The following is a 20,331-nucleotide window of genomic DNA, read 5'->3' on the forward strand; positions in this document are numbered from 1 at the left end:
TCAGTTCAGGTGGTATGGAGGATCCACTAGCGAGAGGCCCCTCGTGAACTGCGCCAGGGCATCGAGTTGGAGATGCGTCAAAGCCAGCTTCGAAGCGCTGGCACGGGGTCGGCCCGGTCGTGTAGCTTCGGCCTTCCATGCTGCGAATCGACTGGGTTTCCGACGTTCCGCCGGCGAATTCTGGCCAATTGCTGGTCGTCGCCTTCACCAAGGACGACATCGACGTCATCAGTGGGCGATTCGGCGAAGATGTACGTGCTGCCCTCACTCGTGCGGGGGTGACTGGCAAGGCCTGGGAGAGCTTTCGCTTCACCAGCCTCGAGGGTGGTTTTCACCATGTCGAGCTGATCGCGGTGGCCGAGCTGGGCTCGGCGGAGAACTTGCGCAAGCTCGCATTCGAGGCGGGCCGAAGCGCGCGCTCGCTGGGTGCAAACGAGCTGGTCCTCGACATGCGCGACGCGCTCCAACTGGAGGGAGAGGACGCATCGACGGCCGCGCGACTGGTCGCCGAGGGCCTCGAGCTCTCGGGCTATCGCTACGATCGCTACCGGGCCAAGGACGAGGAGCCCAGCGCCAAGGCCTCCTTCGAAGGGGTCAGCGTGGTCGCGCCGGGCAAGCCGGGCGCGGGCATCGAGCGCGGTCGCATCGTCGCGGCGGCGATCAGCCGGGCGCGGGACCTGGGCAACGGCCCGGCCGAGCTGGTCACGCCAACCTTCCTGGCCGAGACCGCCTCCGAGCTCGCGGCCGAGCTGCGCGGGGCCGGCCACGACGTCAGCTGCGAGGTCTTCGATCTCGAAGAGTGCGAGCGTCGGTCCATGGGCCTCTACCTCGCCGTCGCTCGGGGCAGCGACGAGCCGCCGAAGTTCATCCACCTCACCTACAAGCCCAAGGGCGAGAGCAAGGGGCGGATCTGCCTGGTCGGCAAGGGCGTGACCTTCGACTCTGGCGGCTACTCGCTCAAGCCCACCGACGGCATGCTGGCCATGAAGCTCGACATGGGCGGGGCCGCGGCGGTGATCGGGGCCATGGAGGGCATCGCCCGCCTCGAGCTCCCCTATGAGGTCCACGTGATCTCGGCCGCCGCCGAGAACATGGTCAGCGGCCGGGCCTATCGCCTGGGCGACGTGTTTCGGGCCTCCAACGGCAAGACCGTGGAGATCAACAACACCGACGCCGAGGGCCGGCTGACCCTCGCCGACGCCCTGCACTTCGCCGTCGGCCTCGAGCCGGATCTGATCGTCGACTTCGCAACCCTGACCGGGGCTTGCATCGTCGCCCTCGGGCCGCACATCGCCGGCGTCATGACCCGCGACGACGAGCTCGCCAGCTCGTGGCAGGCCGCGGGCGGGCGCGCCGGCGAGGACCACTGGCGCCTGCCCCTGCCCAAGCCGCTGATGAGCATGCTCGACAGCAAGATCGCCGACATGCGCAACACTGGCGAGCGCGCCGGGGGCAGCCTGACCGCCGGGCTCTTCCTCGAGCAGTTCGTCGGCGACAAGCGCTGGATGCATGTCGACATCGCCGGACCGGCGATCGTCTCGAAGCCCTTTGGCGTCAACGTCGAGGGCAGCTCGGGCTTCCCGGTTGCGACGATCCTCGAGTTCTTGGCGAGCGAGCCGGTCTGACTCGGCGCAGCTCGGCTGCCAGCTCGGCTTCCCCGGCACCGACCTCTCCGTCGCTCGCATGGGCTACGGGGCGATGCAGCTCGCCGGACCTGGCGTGTTTGGCCCCGTCGCCAACGAGGACCCCGCCAAGTTGATCGACGAGCTCGCCGCCGAGGGCATCGCCTTCGTGCCCTTCTTTCCCATCGGGGGGATCCAGTCCGATCCAGTCCGAGACCGTCAAAGCTAGGAGCCCGTGGTGGAACCCAGCGAGGAGCCGCGCTGGGTTTCACCACGGGCTCCTAGCGCGGGCGCCGGCCCGGCGCGATGGCGTAGGCGCAGGGGATCACCACCAAGGTCAGCGCCGTCGCCACGATCAACCCGCCGATCACCGAGAGCGCGAGCGGCTGGCGCAGCGCCGAGCCCTCGCCGACCCCGATCGCCATCGGCAGCAGGCCCAAGACCGTGGTCGCGGTCGTCATCAAGATTGGGCGCACGCGCAGGGAGCCGGCTTCTATCAGCGCGGGCACGACCTCGAGGCCTTCGGCACGGCGCTGGTTGACGGCGTTGATCAGCACGATCGCGTTGTTGACCACGATGCCGCCGAGGATGATCCCCCCGATGCCGACCATGGCCGAGATCGGCGTGCCCGTGGCCATGCAGATCAAGACCACGCCGACGGCGGCCAGGGGCACCGTGAACATGATCAAGAAGGGGTGGTGGAGGCTCTCGAAGCTCGAGGCCATGACCACGTAGACCAAGAAGATCGAGAGCAGGGCCGTGAACGCGAGGCTGTCGAGGGAGGCGCTCATCTCCTCGGCCTGGCCCGAGACCTCGGCCTCGACCCAGCGCGTGGCTGGGATCTCGGCGCTCGCTACCTCGAGGACTTCTTCGACCTGGGTGGCGAGGGCGGCGAGGTCGCTGGCCTTGGCGCGGGCGCGGATCCGCAGGCCGCGGCGGCCGTCGATGCGGCGGATCTGCGCGGGCCCCTGGGCGGGCTCGACCGCGGCCACGGCCGAGAGCTGGACCGGGCGCGGGCGCTCGCTGTCGTCGCTGGTGACCACGCCGACGAGGATGCGCTCGACGTCCTCGACGGACTGGCGGTCGACCTCGGGCAGGCGCACGCGGATGTCGAGCTGCTTGTCGAAGGCGTGGAGCTGGCCGGCGAGCTCGCCTTGGATCGCGCGCTGGACCGCGCTCGCGGCCTGGTCGACGTCGAGGCCGGCGAGGCCCAGGCGCTCCCGGTCGAAGCGCACGCGGACCTCGGGGCGGCCGCTGAGGTCGTCGGGGGAGACCTCTTGCAGGCCCTCGATGGCGCGCAGGCGGGGGAGCAGGATGCGGGCGTGCTCGACGGCGTCGGCGGTCTCGTCGGCGTAGACGCGGATCTCCAGGGGCGACTCGAAGCTGAGCAGCTCCGGGCGGCCGAGGTGGACGCGGTGGTCGAGGCCCTCGAGCACGGCCTCGGCCTTGGCCCCGACGTCTTCGAAGAGCGCGTCTTCGAGGGCCTCGAGGTCGCCCGCCAAAGCCAGCTCGGGGCGCACGCGCATGTTGATCTGCGCGAGGTGGGTGCCCTCCTGGCCGCCGGTGGCCGAGCCGCCCTGGGTCACGCTGCCGACCCGGGCGAAGATCAGCTCGAGGCGCTCGTCGCCCTCGAGCTCGGCGATGATCCCCCGGGTCAGGGCCGCGCTGCGCTCGAGCGAGGTGCCCTGGGGGAGCTCGAGCTGGACGTAGATCTCGCCCTGGCGGACCTCCGGGAGCAGGGTGCGCCCCAGGTCCCGGGCCGACCACAGCGCTGCGGCGCACAGGCCCACGCTGAGCAGGAGCACGAGCACGCGCACGCGCAGGGCCCCGCGCAGGAGCCGGGGGTACTGGGCCTCGAGGCGCTCCCAGGCCCAGGTCAGCGGCCGCGAGATCCGCTCGAGCAGCCAGCCCAGGCCGCGCACACTCAGGCGGATCGGGACCCACAGTAGGGCGGGGATCGCCGCGAGGTAGGCGACGCCCGAGCGCCTGGACACGCCCTCGGTGTCGGCCGTGGAAGCGTCGCCGGTGGTTTTTGTCTCGGTCTTGGTCTCGGTCTCGGTTGGATCGCCGTCGCCGAGGGCCTGGAGCACCGGGACCAGGGTCAAGCTGACGACCATCGACGAGAGGATCGAGAAGCTCACGGCGTAGGCCAGGTCGCGGACGAGTTGACCGGCCACGCCCTCGACGAAGGCCATGGGGAAGAACACCGCGACGGTGGTCAGGGTCGAGGCGACCACGGAGCCGGCGATCTCGGCGCTGCCCTCGATCGCCGCCTGGGTCCGGCTGATGGTGCGGCCGTGCTCGAGGGCGTGCTCGCGGACGCGGGCGATGGCCTCGAGGGTGACGATGCTGTTGTCGACCAGCATGCCCACGCCCAGGGCCAGGCCGCCGAGGCTCATCAAGTTGAGCGAGACGTCGAGGGCCGTCAGCGGTACGAAGCTGACCAGCAAGGAGATCGGGATCGCCACGCCGATGACCAGGGTCGAGCGCAGGTCACGAAGAAAGAAGAGCAGCACGAGGATCGCCAGGCCGCCGCCGATCATCGTGTTGAGCGCGACCTCCTGGATCGCGGCCTCGATGAACCCGGCCTGGCTGCTGAGCGTGACCAGGCGGTGGCCCTCGGGCAGGCTCGCGCCGAGCTGGTCCACGCGGGCGAGCACCGCCTGGGCCACGCGCACCGTGTTGGCGTCGCCCTCGCGGAACACGGCGAGCTCGATGGCCTCGTCGCGCCCGACCAAGGACAGCTCCTCGCGCTCGACGGCGGTGCGCTCGATGCGAGAGGCGACCTCGCGCAGGCGCAGCTCGCCCGCCGGGAGGTTGCCCGCGCTCGACTCGCCCTGGCGGATGATGATCTCGCCCAGGGCCTCGGGGGTGCGGGCCTCGTGGACCGTGCGGATCAGGTAGCGGCTGCCCTGCTCGGTCAGGCCGCCGCCGGGGCGGTTGACGTTGTCGGCGCCCAGGGCCGAGACGACCTCGGCGGCGTCGATGCCGAAGGCCGTCAGCCGGTCCGGGTCGAGCTCGACGACGACCTCTTCTTCGTCGCCGCCGTGGATCTGCACCGCGGCGACGCCGTCGAGCTTCTCGAGGTTTTGCTTGATCTGCTCGTCGGCGAAGGTCCGCAGCGCGCGGAAGTCCACGGGGTCCTGGTCGACGACCAGGGCCAGGCGCAAGATCGGCTCTTGCGAGGGGTCGTAGCGCAGCACGATCGGGCGCTCGGCCTCCGTCGGTAGGCGCACGCGGTCGAGCTTCTCGCGCACGTCGGCCATGGCGTCGTCGATGGCCGTGCCCCATGCGAAGTCGAGGACGACCTCGCTGGTCCCCTCGCTGGAGCTCGACTCCACGGCCACGACCCCGGGCACGCCGCTGACCAGCTCCTCGACCGGGCGCGTGACCAGCTCCTCGACCTCCGAGGGCGCGGCGTCGGCGTACTCGGTCTGGACCGTGATGCTCGGGTAGCTCAGATCCGGGAGCAGCTCGACGGGCATGCGCGTGAGCGCGACGAGGCCGAAGAGCAGCAGGGCGACGGTGACCATGGTCACCGTGACCGGGCGCGAGACGATGCCGCGGATGAAGCCGAGCAGCGCCCCGGCGGAGGTCTGCTCGTCGGCGCCCGAGGGGCGGGCTGCCCGGGGCCCGGCAGCTTCGGCTGTGGTCTCGTCGTCCTTCACGCGCCGCTACTTCGCTCCAGCTCGGGTCGTCGGGAGCTCAGGGCCGCTTGCGTCGGCTGCCCCACCCGCCGCTGCGAGGCGGGCCGCCCTCGGCCTTGGCGTCTTCCCCCGCGTCCGCGTCTTCGGGCGGCTCGGGGTCGGGCTCGCCCGCGCCCTTGACCGCCATGCCCTCGGTGATGCCGCCGGCGTCGACGAGGACCCGCGCGCCAGCGTCGATGCCCGCGAGGACCTCGACGCGCTCGCTGCCCTCGAGGCCGACCTCGACGAGGGTGCGCCGGGCCTTGCCCTCGCGCAGGAGGTAGACGTAGCGCTGACCTTCGAGCTCGAAGACCGCGCCGAGGGGGAGGCTGGGGACGTCCTCGTGGCGCTCGAGCAGGACCTCGACGCGGACGAAGGCCCCGGGCACGGCGATGCTTGGAAATTCTTCGGCGCGGACCAGAAATTCGACGGTGCCCGTGAGCGGGTCGACGATCGGGGCGCGCCGGATCACGCGGCCGGTGAAGTGGCTGTCGTCGACGAGCTCGATGGAGACCTCGGCACCCAGAGTCACGCTCGCGGCCTCGCGCTCGGGCAGGTGCAAGGGCAGCTCGATGGCCGAGAGGTCGGCGATCTCGAACAAGGTGGTGGAGGTGCTCGCGAGGTTGCCGACGTCGACGTCCCGGCTGACGAGGGTGCCCGCGAAGGGGGCCCGCACGGTCATGGTTCGGGCCTGGGTGCGCGAGAGGTGGGCCTCGGCCTGGGCGGTCTCGAGCTCGTAGCGCAGGGCGTCGAGCTCCTCTTGGGCGATGGCCCCGGCGTGCTCGAGCTGCTCGAGGCGGTCGAGCTCGCGGCGGGCGTTGTCGGCGGTCAGGGCGTCGCGCTTGGCCTGGAGCGAGAGCTCGCGGCCGTCGAGGCGGGCGAGGACCTGATCCGCCTCGACCGCGTCGCCGACCTCGGCCTCGAGGGTGAGGATGATGCCCGAGCGGATCGGCCGGATCTCGGCGCGGCGCAGGGCCTCGAGGGTGCCGGCGGCCCGATAGTGGCGCTCGATGGTCGCGGGCTCGAGGGTCGTGAGTTCGACCGCCAGGGGATCCCCCTCGGCCTTGCCTCGACCACCGGGGCGTCCACCCGGGGCCTTCCCCCCCGGTCCGCCTCCGGGGCCGGCACCAGACGCCCCGTTGCATGCGGAGACCACCAGCGCGCAGCCGAGGCCCAAGATGCTCGACCCCAGGGTCTGGAGCACGCTGCGCCGGGTGTATGGGGAGCGCCGGTGATTGCTCTTGGTCCGCGTCATCAGCTCCCTGGCTACCGCCTCGGAGATCTCAGTGGTAGGACACCGCAATGAGCGAGTCAACGCGACGAGCCCCTGCGCGAGAGCTCCTAGAGGCGAATCACAGCTTCCCTGGGGAGTACGTCATCAAGGTTTTTGGCCCAGCGAGTGAAACCTTTCGCCAGGGCTGTGGGCAGGCCGCGCAGGACGTCGTTGGTACCCGAGTCGAGCTGCGCGAGCGTGTCAGCAGCAAAGGCAATTCGATCTGCATCACCATGGAGCTCCGCGCCGAGCACGTCGATGAAGTCATAGCGACCTACGAGCGTCTGTATGAGGTCGCCGGGCTGCGCCTGATCCTGTGAGAGACTTCACTGCCTCGGACATGCGCGCTCTTCGACGATCTTTCACAATCGCCAAAGCCGCCATGCGAACGACCCCCATGATCCGCTCACTTCTGTCCCTCGTGCTGCTCGCCGGCTTGGTCGGTGCGGCTGGATGCAAGCCCAAGGCTGTCCGCGGCGGGGCCGGGACCGAGAACCCCAACCTCGACGACGGCGCGATGAGCACGACCTTGGATCGTGTCGACATCAACTACCTCGTCGACGAGAACCTCGCCGCCATGTTCGCCTCGCCCTTTTGGGCCCGCGACGTCCAGTCGGCACCCGAGGCGCCGGTGGTCGCGATCTGGCCGATCAAGAACGCCACCGACCAGCACCTCGACGACCAGATGCTGATGCTGCTCTCGAGCATCGAGACCCAGATGATCAACTCGGGCGCGGTCAACGTGGTCAGCCGCGAGCGCCAGGCCGAGATGGTCTCCGAGGCGGAGATGCAAAACTCCGACTTCTTCGACCCGGCGACCGCCGCTCGCCTCGGCGCGCAGGTCGGGGCCAAGTACTACGTCACCGGCAAGATCACCTCCCACGACGAGCGCTTCGACAAGGAGCGCCGCGTGCAGTACTCGCTGTTCTTGCAGGTCATCGAGATCGAGACCTCGATGATCAAATTCCAGCACACCTCCGAGCGCTCCAAGGCCATCGTTCGCTAGGCGCGCCATGAAGGCGAAGGCTGGCCTGCGGACGAAGCTGCTCTCGCCCGCCCTGGCGCTCTGTGTGAGCGCGGGGGCGGCGGGCTGCGCAACCTACTCGGACAAGACCGCGTCCATGCGCGAGGCCGTGCAGGCCGGGCAGTACGAGGGCGGCCTGGGCGAGCTCAACCGCTTCATCAAGGTCAAAGATCCACTCGAGCTCCCCGACAAATGGAAGAGCGAGACGGCCCTCGCCGTGCTCGAACGCGCGACCTTGCTGCACGCCATGCAGCGCTGGGAGTCGAGCGCGATCAACTTCCAGGCGGCCGAAGAGCAGCTCGAGTTCCTCGACCTCAGCAGCTCGGCCGACGAGATCGGGCGCTACGTGTTCTCGGACTCGGCGACGCGCTACCGCACCACGCCGACCGAGAAGCTCTCGCTCAACGCGATCAACTTGATCAACTACCTCGCTCGCGGCGACCTCGACGGCGCGCGGATCGAGGCCAAGCGCTTCACGGTGATGCGCAACTACATGCTCGACTACGACCCGGACCACGCCCACGGGGCCTTTGGGTCGTACCTCGCGGGCTTCGTCGCCGAGCGCGAGGGCAACTGGGACAGCGCCCTGCGCTACTACGACGAGGCCCTGCAAGAGCACGAGCTCCCGACCCTGGCCGAGCCCATCGCGCGGATCAGCAAGCGGGGCAGCTACACCACCGAGCGGCTCGAGCGTTACGGTGCCGGGGTCGCGCCGCCCGCTCCGGACCCGGACGCCGGCGCGAGCGAAGAAGCTGCTGGCGAAGGTGCTGGCGAAGCTGCGCCGCCGCCCTCTTCGGCCGCCGAGATCCTCGTGGTCGTCAAGACCGGCCGGGTCCCCTACAAGGTGCCCCGGCGCATCCCCATCGGCGCGGCCATCGGCCTGGCCGGGGCCTACATCACCGGCGACACCAAGGTGCTCGAGTACGGGGCCTTCAAGGTCGTGACCTTCCCGGACCTCGAGCCCGCGGGCAACCTGTTCACCAGCGCCGGCTGGTCCATCGACGACGTCGACCTCCAGCTCGACATGGTCAGCGACCTCGGGGTCGAGATCGCCCGGGAATTCGAGACCCTCAAGCCCAAGATCATCGGCTCGGCGATCACCCGGATGATCGTCCGAGCCGCCGCCGCCGAGGGGGCCCGGGCAGCCGGCAACCAGGCCAACGGCGCCGTCGGTCTGATCAGCGCCCTGGCCGTCGAGGGCATGATGGTCGCCCTCGACAAGCCCGACACCCGCTCGTGGACCCTGCTCCCGGAGCGGGTCTATATCGGCCGCGCCAAGGTCCCGCCGGGCCAGCACGAGGTGAAGATCCTCGTCGACGGCGAGGGCGGGCAGGAGCTGCGCACGGTCCAGGTGAATGTAGGCGAGGGGGGCTACGTCGTGGTCGACGTCACGACCTTGCGATGAGCGCCAGCGCGGATCTCGGCCCATGATCGCTCTCGTCCCCCTCTTTCTTCTCGCCCCCATTGGATGGACGCCATGACTCAACGCCTAGAGCGAACCCTTCGTCGTAAGCGAACCCGCCGCATCGCCTTTGGCGCCGCAGCCTGCACCGCCGGATTGCTGGCACTCGCTGCCCCACAGGACGCCCAGGCGGGCGTCCGCGGCGGTCCCAACGGCATCGAGATCGAGGGCGCACAAGATCGCCGGGGCATCTACTTGGGCCCCGGCGTCTTCTTTGGCTTCTCGGCCATGAAGCAGACCGTGGTCCCCGACGTGGGCCTGAATTTCTCCTTTGGTGGCGGCGTCAGCAAGCGGGTCTTGCTGGGCATCGACCTCAGCGGCGCCAAGTACCTCGGGCGCAGCGAGGGCGCGAGCTCCTGGGTGTTCGGCGGCGACTTCGAGGCCCAGTTCTTCACCTGGCGCGGCCTCTATGTTCGCACGGGCCTCGGCGGCCAGGGCCTGCCCGCCGGCGACCCCGACAACACCCTCACCGTCGGTATCGGCGGCGACGTCGGCGTGGGTTACGAGTTTTGGTTCAACGCCACCGCGGCGGCCTCGGTCGGGCTCACCTACGACCTGCGCTACGTCACCGGTGACCGCGACCTGGTGCCCGACCCGGTCCGCCACAGCGGCATGGTCGGGATGCGCTTCACCTTCTACTGAGCTTGTCGTTCGTGTCTGGTCGAAGGGCGGCGAGCGAGCGGGCCCGCTCGCCCGCCGCTCGCCCATGGTTTTGGATCGTCAAGACACCAGGAACTCGGCGTGGCCGCGGAGCTCGACCGCCTCGTAGCTGGGATCAGCGGCGCTCGTCGAGGCCGTTGGCGAGCCGCTCGCGGCGACGCTGGATCAGCGCGGTGATCGTCGGCACCGCGAGCACCGCGGCGACGGCCGTGCTCAAGATCCCGGTGACCGCGAGGTAGCCGATGGTCCGCAGCCCGCCGTTGTCGGCGATCAGGAACGCCCCAAAGCCCATGGCCGTGGTCATGGTCGCGGCGAGGATCGCCCGCCCGGTCTCGTCGACGCTGCGGTGCAGCCCGGTCTGGGTGCTCGGCTCGCGGCGGATCGCGGCCGTCAGGTAGACCCCGTTGTCCACGCCGATGCCGAGGATGGCCGGGAGGATCGGCACGTTGAAGAGGGTGAGCTGGAGGTCGAAGGTGCCGAGGATCCCGAAGGTCCACCAAAAGGCCAGGGCCAGCGGCGAGAGGGTGATCAGCATCTGGCTGATGCTGCGCACCTGCCAGAACACGAAGGCCACGATGATCAGCACCGCCATGCCCACGACCACCGGCCACTCTTCCTCGAGGATCGTGAAGATCGTCGCGTAGACCGTGGGCTCGCCGACGTAGATCCCCGCGTCGCCGGTGTAGTTGGCCGTCTCCTCCATGAACTCGACGCCCGTGAAGATGTCGGCGGCGTCGTAGTTGGGGTAGGCGAAGATCCCCCAGGTCCCGTCGTCGCCGCGGAGCTTGCCGACGGCGCTGGCGGGGAGATCGTCGGGGCCAAAGGGCTTGGCCTGAAGCATGCGGCGCAGGGTCTTGCCATCCTCCGGGTTCAGGCCGGTGTCGGAGCCAGCGTCGCCCGCGGCCGGGTCGTCGCTGGGCTGCGCCTGGACGCCCGCTTGGGGATCTTCGCTCGGAGCGGGATCGGGATCGGGATCGGGATCGGGGTCGGGGTCGGTGTCGCCACCGGTGCCGGTGCCGGTCTCGTCGCTCCCGCCGCTCCCGCCTTCGTAGGGCTCGAACTCACCCCACTCGCCGCCAAAGTCGTCCCCGCCCCAGCCCTCGTCTCCACCCTCGGTGCCCGTGCCCGTGCCCGAGTCGGAGTCGGAGTCGTCGGAGTCGGTGGAGCCGCCGGTGTCTTGCTCGCCCTCGTAGGGCTCGAAGGTGCCCCACTCGTCGGCGGCCGGATCGTCCCAGGCGCCCTGCCCCGCGCCGGCCTCGACCGCGTCGGGGTCGCGGCCCTCGAGGCGGGCCCAGGTGCGCGGGCTCCAGGTGGCCGTGAGCTCGCGGATCTGGGCCTGGCGATGCTCGAGGTCGATGGTCTCGTCGGGGAGCAGGCTGGGCGCGGCGACGATGCCGGCGACGCGGCTGCCGCCCTCTTCGAGGTGGCGGGCGTGGCGGGTGCGGGCCAGGGCGTAGACGCGCTCGAGCTCGTCCCAGTCCTCGATCGCGAGCACGCTGGCGTGGACGTCACGGCCAAAGATGTCGGAGATCAAGAAGACGTCGGCCTCGGTGCGCGCGCGGGTCTCGTCGCTCTGCAGCGTCCGGCTGCTGCGCTCGAAGCCGTGGTGGCGCATGGCGCTGACGCCCCGGACCGAGGCCGCGCTGAGGATCACCACCGCCACGAAGATCAGCCCCGGCCGGGCGAGGAGCACCCGCGTGGCCTGGCTGATGCCGCCGGGCGGCAGGCGCTTGGCCTTCTTGACGCCGACCGTGGCGAGCAGCGCCGGGAACACGGTGACCATGGCCAGCAGGCACAAGCTGACGCCAAAGAAGGCGATCACCCCGAACTCGCTGAAGGCCGGGAAGGTCGAGGTGGCCATGACCACGAAGGCGCTCGCGGTGGTCCCCGAGGCGATCAGCAGCGGCGCGATCAGGCCCTTGAAGGCCAGGCGGATGCTGTCGTGGCTGTCGTGGAACTCGCGCTCGCGCCGGGTCCTGGCGAGGATGTGGATGCCGGCGTCGATGCCGATGCCCATGACCACCGACGAGATCATGCTGGTGATCGCGTTGAGGTGACCGAGGGCCAGGTAGGTCGCGCCCAGCGACCAGGCGACCCCGCACATCAGGGGGATCAGCAAGGTCGCGACGGCCCGGATGCTGCGAAAGAGCACCACGAGCACGACGATCACCCCGCCCAGCGCGAACAGCCCCGTGCGCACCATGTCGCGCTGGATCACCGTGCGCTCGGCCGCCTTGTTGATGTAAGGGCCGACGAGGTTGAAGCGCATCCCCGTGCCGGTCCACGGGCCGTCGCGGGCGAACACCGCCTCGACGCGCTCGAACATCCGCTCGCTGACCGCGGCCGCGAACTCGAGGTCCGCCGAGCTCCCGGTGGGCCGCAGGAAGACCACCAGGGCCTCGATGCCCTCGCGCTCGTAGTAGTCCGTGAAGCCCGTGCGCTCGCCGAGCTCCTCGTTGACCGAGGCCTGCTTGTCGTCGATGAAGGTCTGCAGGGCCTGGGGCGCGTCGGGGTCCGGATCGTCCACGCACACGTCCGGGGCCGCCGAACAAAATTCGTAGTGCTCCCAGGCGCGCACGCGATCGGAGAGCTCGGCCATCTCGGACGCGTCGAGGTAGTAGAGCGCGTGCTCGACGAAGAAGTCGCTCTCGAGCCGGTGGTCGACCTCGCGGAGCATCGAGTCGCCAGAGAGGCTGTCGTGGAGGGCGTCGGCGAAGGCGTGGCGGCCGTCCACGGTGCCGCCTTCGACGACCACGTTGATCGAACCGACCGCGCCAAAATTGCGCTCGACATGGTCGATGGCCTGGACCACCGGATGCTTCTGGGGCAAGAGCGCCCGCAGGTCACTGTCGATCACCAGCTGCGACGCCAGGAACACTGATGCGAGGGTCATCAGCAGGCCTACGGCGAGGACTGCGACGCGGTGGCGGATGATCTGCTCGATCCACCAATCGCGTAATCCGGTCGCCAGACGGCGGGCATGCGATGGCTCGGCCAAGGGCCGAAATGATGGTGGCCGAGGCCGCGCGAGTCCAGCCGCCAAGAGGACGCGCAAAAAACGCCCAGCGCGGTACGGATCCGCAGAGATTCAGCACCGACGCAGGCGTCGAGCGTGGCCCGTCGGAGCACGGACCGGTCGCGGCTCAGACCCTCACGGTAGACCGATGTTGGGATAGGCCGGGCGGGCCGGCCGCTCAGCCGAGCGGTCGCTCGCCGCCGGTGGGTCTCGCCCGTGGCGACGCGTTCGGCTCGCTCAGCCGACGGCCGAGTAGATCGCGTGACGCCCGACGCCGATGCGCTCGAGACGCCCCTCTTTGCAGAGCAGCCCGAGGTGGTGGCGCAGCACCTTGCGATCCAGGCGGGTGTATTCGGCGATGTCGTCGAGGGTCACGTCGCCGTTGCCCTCGACGAAGGGCACCACCATGCGGGCGACCTCGTCGTTGTCGAGGCCACCGTCGGCGGGCTTCTTCTCCTCGAGGACGAGGGCCTCGACGTTGCCGACCTCGTCTTCGTCGGGCCCGAGCAGCGCCTCCTTCATGATCCGACGCTTGCGCTTGCGGGGCGTGTCCGCCTTGGCGTCGGCTTCGGGCTCCGCCTTGCCGAAGGCGTCGCGCAGGTCTCCAAGGGTGATCCGAGAGAACTGCGACCACAGATCGCGGGACTCGAGGAAGCTGACGAGCTCGGCGAGCTTGACCTCGCCGGGGTTGCTCAAGCCCTTGAGTGTCTCGAGGGCGCTCAGGCGAGCGAGCTCGCCGGGGCGCAAGATGTCGTTGCGATCTCCAGGCATGGGGGCCACGGGCCGGGGGCGATTGTGCCACGGCCCGGAGCCGACCACGAGACGGGCCGGATACGCGCATGCAGCGCAGGCGCGAAGCCCGTGTTTTGGGGCCGCGTGAGGAGATCTCCCATGTGACAATCGAACCTTGAAGTCACCCCGAGCCGGTTCTCCGCTGGGGAGGAATTGGGGATGAAGGCGGCGCGAAGTTGCCCCTGATCCACAGGCAGCAAGACCGGGGCCAAGCCGAGAAGTGGCCGAAGCTCGGGGGTCTGACCCCCCTTCATCAAGGCGGTCTTTGCAGCCCTGGGGCAGGTGTGATCCCGGCCTCAATCAGTCCAGCCCGTGGGCTTGGCCCTGTGGATAATTCTCGTTCGCGGGAACCGCGGAGAACTTGCGAACACACCATATCTTGTGGTTGGGTAGGCCATCCACCCCAAGATGATGGGGTGCCCGGCTCGCCGGCGGTCCAACCCAGAACCGCGCTAATCAGCGAGCCGAAGCGATCCATCCCGGGTAACCGGCAACGCGCAGTCACCGCAACACGCGCATCCTCGAGAGCTCCCCGGGGGATCCAGATCCCTCCTCACAAGCACCACGTCGGTCCGTCCTTCGGTCCGCGCCCGTGGTCTTCTACGCTCCGCCGCCCTGGCGGCCAGCCCCGTCGCCGTCTCCGCCGACCCGCCCCTGTCGGCATCACCCCTGTCGGTCTCACCACCCTGCTTCTCCTTCGCTTCGCTTCACCTCGTCTCCCGACAGTCGGCCGACACGACTTCGCCCCCCTCGCCCGGTCTGGTCACCGGCGCCGAGCCCCGACGCAGCTTTCGTCCCCCTCTCGCCCTCCCAGGCGCTTCGCCCCAGCGCCGCCCCTCTCGCACCCACGCACACGAACGCTCCGATGAAGATCTCCCGCTTGTTCACCCGCCAGACCGAGCGCCCCTACGAAGGCGTCGATTTCGAAGCTCGCAGCTCTCGCATCACCAACCCCGACGGCTCGCTCGTCTTCGAGGCCAAGGACATCGAGGTCCCCAAGGGTTGGTCGCAGGTCGCTGTCGACATCCTCGCCCAGAAGTACTTCCGCCGCGCCGGCGTGCCGACCGTGTTGCGCAAGGTCCCCGAGGAGGGCGTGCCCGAGTGGCTGTGGCGCAGCGAGCCCGACGAGGCCGCCCTCGCCAAGCTCCCCGCCAAGGCGCGGGCCACCGGTGAGCGCGACAGCCGTCAGGTCTTCAACCGCCTGGCCGGCTGCTGGACCTACTGGGGCTTCAAGCACGGCTACTTCGAGGACGAGCCCCAGGCTCGGGCCTTCTACGACGAGATGGTGACCATGCTCGCCAGCCAGCGGGCCGCGCCCAACAGCCCGCAGTGGTTCAACACCGGGCTGCACTGGGCCTACGGCATCGCCGGCCCGGCCCAGGGGCACTACTACTGCGACGCCGAGACCGGGGAGCTGCGCAAGTCCGAGAGCGCCTACGAGCACCCCCAGCCCCACGCCTGCTTCATCCAGGGCGTCGCCGACGACCTCGTGGGTGAGAACGGGATCATGGACCTGTGGATCCGCGAGGCCCGGCTGTTCAAGTACGGCTCGGGCACCGGCTCGAACTTCTCGCAGATCCGCGGCGAGGGTGAGCCGCTCTCGGGCGGCGGGCGCTCGAGCGGGCTGATGAGCTTCCTGCGCATCGGCGATCGGGCGGCCGGGGCGATCAAGAGCGGCGGGACCACCCGGCGCGCGGCCAAGATGGTCGTCGTCGACGTCGACCACCCGGACATCGAGGACTACATCGACTGGAAGGTGATCGAGGAGCAGAAGGTCGCCGCCCTGGTCACGGGCTCGCGGATCTGCAACGAGCACCTCAACCAGATCATCCGCGCCTGCCACGTCACCGACGCCGAGCTCGAGGGGGATCAGCGCTTCGACCCGCGCAAGAACGGCCCCCTGCGCAAGGCGATCAAGAAGGCCCGCAAGTCCCAGGTGCCCGAGAACTACGTCCAGCGCGCCGTCGCCCTCGCGCGCCAGGGCGCCCGCGAGCTCGAGTTCGCCGAGTACTCGACCAACTGGGACTCCGACGCCTACGGCACCGTCTCGGGTCAGAACTCCAACAACTCCGTGCGCCTGCCCGACACCTTCTTGAAGGCCGTCGAGTCCGACGACAACTGGGACCTGCGCCGGCGCACCGACGGCAAGGTCGCCCGCACCCTGCGTGCGCGCGAGCTGTGGGACAAGATCGCGTTCTCGGCGTGGAGCTGCGCCGACCCGGGCCTGCAGTTCGACACCACGATCAACGACTGGCACACCTGCCCGCAGAGCGGGCGGATCAACGCCAGCAACCCGTGCTCCGAGTACATGTTCTTGGACGACACGGCCTGCAACCTGGCCTCGCTCAACCTCATGAAGTTCGTGGTCGAGCCCAGCGGCGAGCTCGACGTCGAGGCCGTGCGCCACGCCTGCCGGCTGTGGACCATCGTGCTCGAGGTCTCGGTGCTCATGGCCCAGTTCCCGAGCGCCCGGATCGCCGAGCTCAGCTACCACTTCCGCACCCTCGGCCTGGGCTACGCCAACTTGGGGTCCTACTTCATGGTCCGCGGCGTGCCCTACGACTCGTCCGAGGCCACGGCGATCTGCGGCGGGATCACGGCGCTGATGACCGGTGCCTGCTACGCCGCCTCGGCCGAGCTCGCCGCCGAGCACGGGGCCTTCGCCGGCTACGCCAAGAACCGCGAGAGCATGCTCCGGGTGATCCGCAACCACCGTCGCGCGGCCTACGACGCCGCGACCGGTGAGTACGAGCAGCTCGCGACCTTCCCCACCGGCATCGACCCGCGCCGCTGCCCGAGCTACCTGCTCGACGCGGCCCGCGGCGCCTGGGACGAGGCCCTCGAGCGCGGCGAGCAGCACGGCTACCGCAACGCCCAGGTCACCGTGATCGCCCCGACCGGGACCATCGGCCTGGTCATGGACTGCGACACCACGGGCATCGAACCCGACTTCGCCCTGGTCAAGTTCAAGAAGCTCGCCGGCGGCGGCTACTTCAAGATCATCAACCAGTCGGTGCCCACCGCCCTGCGCCGCCTGGGCTACAGCGGCAGCCAGATCGAGGACATCGTCCGCTACTGCAAGGGCGCGGGCACCCTGGCCGGCTCGCCGGCGATCACCCACGCCGACCTCGAGGCCAAGGGCTTCACCAAGGAGGTCATCGACCGCGTCGAGTCCGAGCTCGCGCAGGCCTTCGAGCTGTCCTTCGCCTTCAACCGCTACAGCCTCGGCGACGCGTTTTGCCGCGAGGTCCTCGGCCTGTCCGAGGCCCAGCTCGCCGACCCCACCTTCGACCTGCTGCGCGGGATCGGGTTCTCGGCCGAGGACATCCAAAAGGCCAACGACTGGGTGTGCGGGACCATGACCGTCGAGGGCGCGCCGCACCTGCGTGACGAGCACCTCCCGGTGTTCGACTGCGCCAACCGCTGCGGTCGCTACGGCACCCGCTTCATCCGGCCCATGGCCCACGTGCACATGATGGCCGCGGCTCAGCCCTTCTTGTCCGGGGCGATCTCCAAGACCATCAACATGCCCAACGAGGCCAGCGTCGAAGAGGTCAAGCAGGTCTACGAGGCCTCGTGGCGCCTGGCCGTCAAGGCCATCGCCCTCTACCGCGACGGCAGCAAGCTCAGCCAGCCGCTCTCGGCCGCCCTCGCCGAGGACATCCTCGACGACCTCGACGATCTCGACGACGCCGAGGGCCCGCGCCCGGCCACGGCGCAGCCCCAGGTGATCGAGAAGGTCACCGAGCGCGTCGTCCACCGCTACATCGCCAAGCGCCGGCGGATGCCCGATCGCCGCGCCGGCTACACCCAAAAAGCGGTGATCGGCGGCCACAAGGTCTATGTCCACACCGGCGAGTACAGCGACGGCTCCATCGGTGAGGTGTTCATCGACATGCACAAGGAGGGCGCCGCCTTCCGCTCGCTGATGAACTGCTTCGCGATCGCGATCAGCCTCGGCCTCCAGTACGGCGTGCCCCTCGAGGAGTACGTCGAGGCCTTCGTGTTCACGCGCTTCGAGCCCAACGGGATGGTCACCGGCCACCCCAACATCAAGATGTCCACCTCGCTGATCGACTACATCTTCCGCGAGCTGGCGATCTCCTACCTCGGGCGCACCGACCTCGCCCACGTGCTCCCCGACGACCTGGCCCCCGACGCCACCGGCGATGACGAGCCCGAGTACCGCGAGGAAGAGGTCGTGTCCGAGCGCGTCGTCACCCCCGGCCCGCTCAAGCTGACCGCCGACCTGCCGCGCTCGCGTCACCTCTTCGTCAGCGAGGGCAAGATCGAGGTCGAGGATCGCACCTCGGTCGCCGGCGCGGCGCCGAGCTCGGCCGGCTTCACCCCTCCGGTGGCCGCGGCCAACAAGCCCGGAAACGGCCGCCAGAGCGAGCTGGCTGCCTCGGCGGCGCTGGGCGAGCAGGTTCGCCGGGCGAAGATGCAGGGCTACGAGGGGGACGCTTGTGACGCCTGCGGGAGCTTCACGCTGGTGCGCAACGGGTCTTGCCTCAAGTGTGTGACCTGCGGCGGCACTTCCGGCTGTAGCTAGTTTGGCCCCCCGCGGTGGTCCTGCTGTTAGCCGCAGTAGGGCCGCTGCGCGGCCCTCGAGCCCTTGGGGGCTCGGGCGGGTAGGCATGTAGTTGGCGGGCGCACGTAGTGACCCCCCAGAGGGGGGTCTTTGTCTGTTCCTCGCTTGGTCTTTGGTGCTCGGGGGCTTGGTCTTTGGTCTTTGCTCCTTGGGGCTTGGTCCGGGTTCTTTGGGGAGCTTGGGCTTGGGGCTTCGCCCGGTCCTCGGGCCTGGTTCTTCGAGGCGGGGTGATCGGCGCTGCCGTGATTGGCTTCGGGGCCCGGGGCTCGGCTGGGTGAGGGCGGTGTGCGGGGTCTTTGCTGGTGACCATTGGTGACGAGCGGTGACTTCGTTGCGGGGGGCGCGAAAATGCTCGGTGGAGTAGGAAATTCACCGAGCTGTAGGACCCGACCTCGGGTTCGGGTGTGACCCCCTGCGGTGGCCCTGCGGTCCCTGACGGTTCGCCCCCTCGGGCGTCATCTTGAACCCGAGATGAACGCTCCGCTCTCGCTCCTCCCCGCCCCCTTCTCCGCCAACCTCTCCTCCTCGGCCGTCGACGTGCTGGTGGACGCGCTGGGCGACGCCTACGGCCTCAACCGACGCGAGCGCTCCGTGGCCCACCTGCTCATGCTCGGCAGCGTGCGGGGGATCGCCTCGCAGCTGGGGTTGGTCGTGGGGCTGATCGACGCCCAGGCCCGGGAGGTCTACGCCAAGACCGGGGCGGCGAACCGCAGGGAGCTGGTGCGTCGGGCGGTGCGGATGGCCGCGGCGCGAGACCTGGCCGACGCGCCCGTGGCTGGCCCGCGGCTGCGCACCATCGCGCCGGCGGCCAACGGCGGGCCGACGCCCTTCGCGGCCTGAACACCTCCCGAGCGTGGCTCAGTCGATCAGGCCATGTTTGCGCAGCAAGGAGCGCAGGTGCTTGCGGTCGAGCTGGGCGTCGCGGGCGGTGGCCGAGATGTTGCCGTCGTTGCGGGCGAAGAGCTCGCCGAGGTAGCGGCGCTCGAAGGCGTCGAGCAGGTGCTGCTTGGCGTCGGCGTAAGGCAGCTGGGTGTCGACGCGCAGGCCGTCGCCGCTGGCGAGCTGGCCGTGGTCCCCGGGCATGTGCAGGCGCAGCTGGGCGAAGCTGCGGGCGCCGGGTGAGAGCGCGAGGGCGCGGTCGAGGACGTTGCGAAGCTCGCGGACGTTGCCCGGCCAGGCGTGGGCGACGAGGCGCTCGAGGTTGGGGCCCGCGATCTCGCCGGGATCGTCGAAGCCGCGGCGGGCGAGGAGCTCGCGGACGGTGATGCCCAGGTCTTCACGCCGCGCTCGCAGCGGTGGCAGGGCCACGCGCAAGACCGAGAGCCGATAGTAGAGGTCGGGGCGAAACTCGCCGCGGGCCACGGCCGGGCCGAGGTCGCCCTGGCAGGCCGCGACCACGCGCACGTCGACCTCGCGCTCTTCGTCGCCGCCGACCGGGCGCACGCGCCGAGACTCGAGGGCGCGCAGCAGCCGGGGCTGGAGGGTCAGGGGCAGGGAGTCGACCTCGTCGAGGAACAAGGTCCCGCCGTGGGCCCGGGCGAAGGCGCCCTCGCGGGCCTGCATGGCCCCGGTGAAGGCCCCGCGGACGTGGCCAAAGAGCTCGCTCTCGACCAGGCCCTCGGGCAGGGAGCCGCAGTCGAGGGCGACCATGGGGCCGCGCCGGCGCGCGCCGAGCTCGTGGATCCCCCGGGCGCACAGCTCCTTGCCCGTACCCGTCTCACCCTCGAGCAAGACCGTGATCTCGCTGTCGGCCGCGCGCTCGAGCACGGCGAAGAGCTCGCGCATCGCGAGGCTCTGGCCCACGAGCTCGCCGAGGCGGTTGCGGGCGCTGGGCGGGAGCGCGAGATCGTGGGGGGCGAGCTGCAGGCGCAGGTAGCTGTTGCCCAGGCGCAGCGTGGCCCCGGGCGCGACGATGGCCTCGGTGATCGCGGCGCCTTGAAAGTGCGTGCCGTTTCTCGAGCCGAGGTCGCGGACCAAGTAGCTGCCGGGGGCCTCGCCCATGGCGATCTCGAGGTGGCGGCGCGAGACCCGGGGATCGCTCGAGACCAGATCACAGCTCGGATCGCTGCCCACGACCACGACCGCAGGCGGGGCGGGCAAGGGCGTCGCGCGGCCCATGTCCGGCCCGTCGATGACGACCACCTGGACCCGCGCCGCGCGGGCGCCGGGGTGCTCGGGGTGCTCGGGGGCGACGGTGGCGAAGGT

General features: G+C 70.0%; 12 protein-coding genes and 1 pseudogene. 8 read left to right on the top strand and 5 right to left on the bottom strand.

The window, feature by feature from the left end; genetic code table 11:
* Window positions 1–137 precede the first annotated feature (137 nt).
* Both G6O69_RS10085 and G6O69_RS42045 read left to right on the top strand, forming a co-directional pair.
* Window positions 138–1,625 (top strand): leucyl aminopeptidase, encoded by a 1,488-nt coding sequence (locus G6O69_RS10085; RefSeq protein WP_172303309.1) that lies wholly within the window; start codon window positions 138–140, stop codon window positions 1,623–1,625.
* A pseudogene (locus G6O69_RS42045) lies at window positions 1,585–1,731 on the top strand (oxidoreductase); the annotation flags it as partial. The gene G6O69_RS10085 and the pseudogene G6O69_RS42045, both read left to right, overlap by 41 nt.
* A gap of 172 nt (window positions 1,732–1,903) precedes the next feature.
* Here the strand turns inward: G6O69_RS42045 and G6O69_RS10095 are convergent.
* Window positions 1,904–5,290: an efflux RND transporter permease subunit gene (locus G6O69_RS10095; RefSeq protein WP_172303310.1), complete on the bottom strand. Its 3,387-nt coding sequence runs from the start codon at window positions 5,288–5,290 to the stop codon at window positions 1,904–1,906.
* A gap of 37 nt (window positions 5,291–5,327) precedes the next feature.
* A complete protein-coding gene (locus G6O69_RS10100) occupies window positions 5,328–6,563 on the bottom strand; it encodes an efflux RND transporter periplasmic adaptor subunit (protein ID WP_172303311.1) in 1,236 nt (411 codons plus the stop codon).
* 47 nt (window positions 6,564–6,610) lie between these two features.
* Here G6O69_RS10100 and G6O69_RS10105 point away from each other — a divergent pair, with 47 nt between their 5' ends.
* From G6O69_RS10105 to G6O69_RS10120, 4 genes are all read left to right on the top strand, one after another.
* Window positions 6,611–6,901, top strand: a complete 291-nt coding sequence (locus G6O69_RS10105) for a DUF493 family protein (protein ID WP_172303312.1) — start codon at window positions 6,611–6,613, stop codon at window positions 6,899–6,901.
* A gap of 62 nt (window positions 6,902–6,963) precedes the next feature.
* Entirely contained in the window at window positions 6,964–7,587 is a 624-nt protein-coding gene (locus G6O69_RS10110) for a penicillin-binding protein activator LpoB (RefSeq protein ID WP_217909802.1), read from the top strand.
* 7 nt (window positions 7,588–7,594) lie between these two features.
* The gene (locus G6O69_RS10115; RefSeq protein ID WP_172303314.1) at window positions 7,595–9,010 is read left to right on the top strand and encodes a hypothetical protein; all 1,416 of its coding nucleotides are present in this window, start codon (window positions 7,595–7,597) and stop codon (window positions 9,008–9,010) included.
* A 72-nt stretch (window positions 9,011–9,082) separates the two neighbouring features.
* Window positions 9,083–9,709: a hypothetical protein gene (locus G6O69_RS10120; protein ID WP_172303315.1), complete on the top strand. Its 627-nt coding sequence runs from the start codon at window positions 9,083–9,085 to the stop codon at window positions 9,707–9,709.
* Between the two features lie 133 nt (window positions 9,710–9,842).
* Here the strand turns inward: G6O69_RS10120 and G6O69_RS10125 are convergent, their stop codons facing one another.
* Window positions 9,843–12,725, bottom strand: a complete 2,883-nt coding sequence (locus G6O69_RS10125; protein ID WP_176396747.1) for an MMPL family transporter — start codon at window positions 12,723–12,725, stop codon at window positions 9,843–9,845.
* Between the two features lie 255 nt (window positions 12,726–12,980).
* The gene (locus G6O69_RS10130) at window positions 12,981–13,514 is read right to left on the bottom strand and encodes a hypothetical protein (protein ID WP_172303317.1); all 534 of its coding nucleotides are present in this window, start codon (window positions 13,512–13,514) and stop codon (window positions 12,981–12,983) included.
* An 886-nt stretch (window positions 13,515–14,400) separates the two neighbouring features.
* Here G6O69_RS10130 and G6O69_RS10135 point away from each other — a divergent pair.
* Together G6O69_RS10135 and G6O69_RS10140 are read left to right on the top strand one after the other, a co-directional pair.
* The gene (locus tag G6O69_RS10135; RefSeq protein WP_172303318.1) at window positions 14,401–18,087 is read left to right on the top strand and encodes a vitamin B12-dependent ribonucleotide reductase; all 3,687 of its coding nucleotides are present in this window, start codon (window positions 14,401–14,403) and stop codon (window positions 18,085–18,087) included.
* 510 nt (window positions 18,088–18,597) lie between these two features.
* Window positions 18,598–18,966 (top strand): hypothetical protein, encoded by a 369-nt coding sequence (locus G6O69_RS10140; protein ID WP_172303319.1) that lies wholly within the window; start codon window positions 18,598–18,600, stop codon window positions 18,964–18,966.
* A gap of 18 nt (window positions 18,967–18,984) precedes the next feature.
* On the opposite strand, the gene G6O69_RS10145 is transcribed toward G6O69_RS10140, so the two are convergent.
* A complete protein-coding gene (locus G6O69_RS10145) occupies window positions 18,985–20,268 on the bottom strand; it encodes a sigma 54-interacting transcriptional regulator (protein ID WP_346017025.1) in 1,284 nt (427 codons plus the stop codon).
* Window positions 20,269–20,331: the final 63 nt, after the last annotated feature.

It is taken from the genome of Pseudenhygromyxa sp. WMMC2535 (assembly GCF_011083025.2).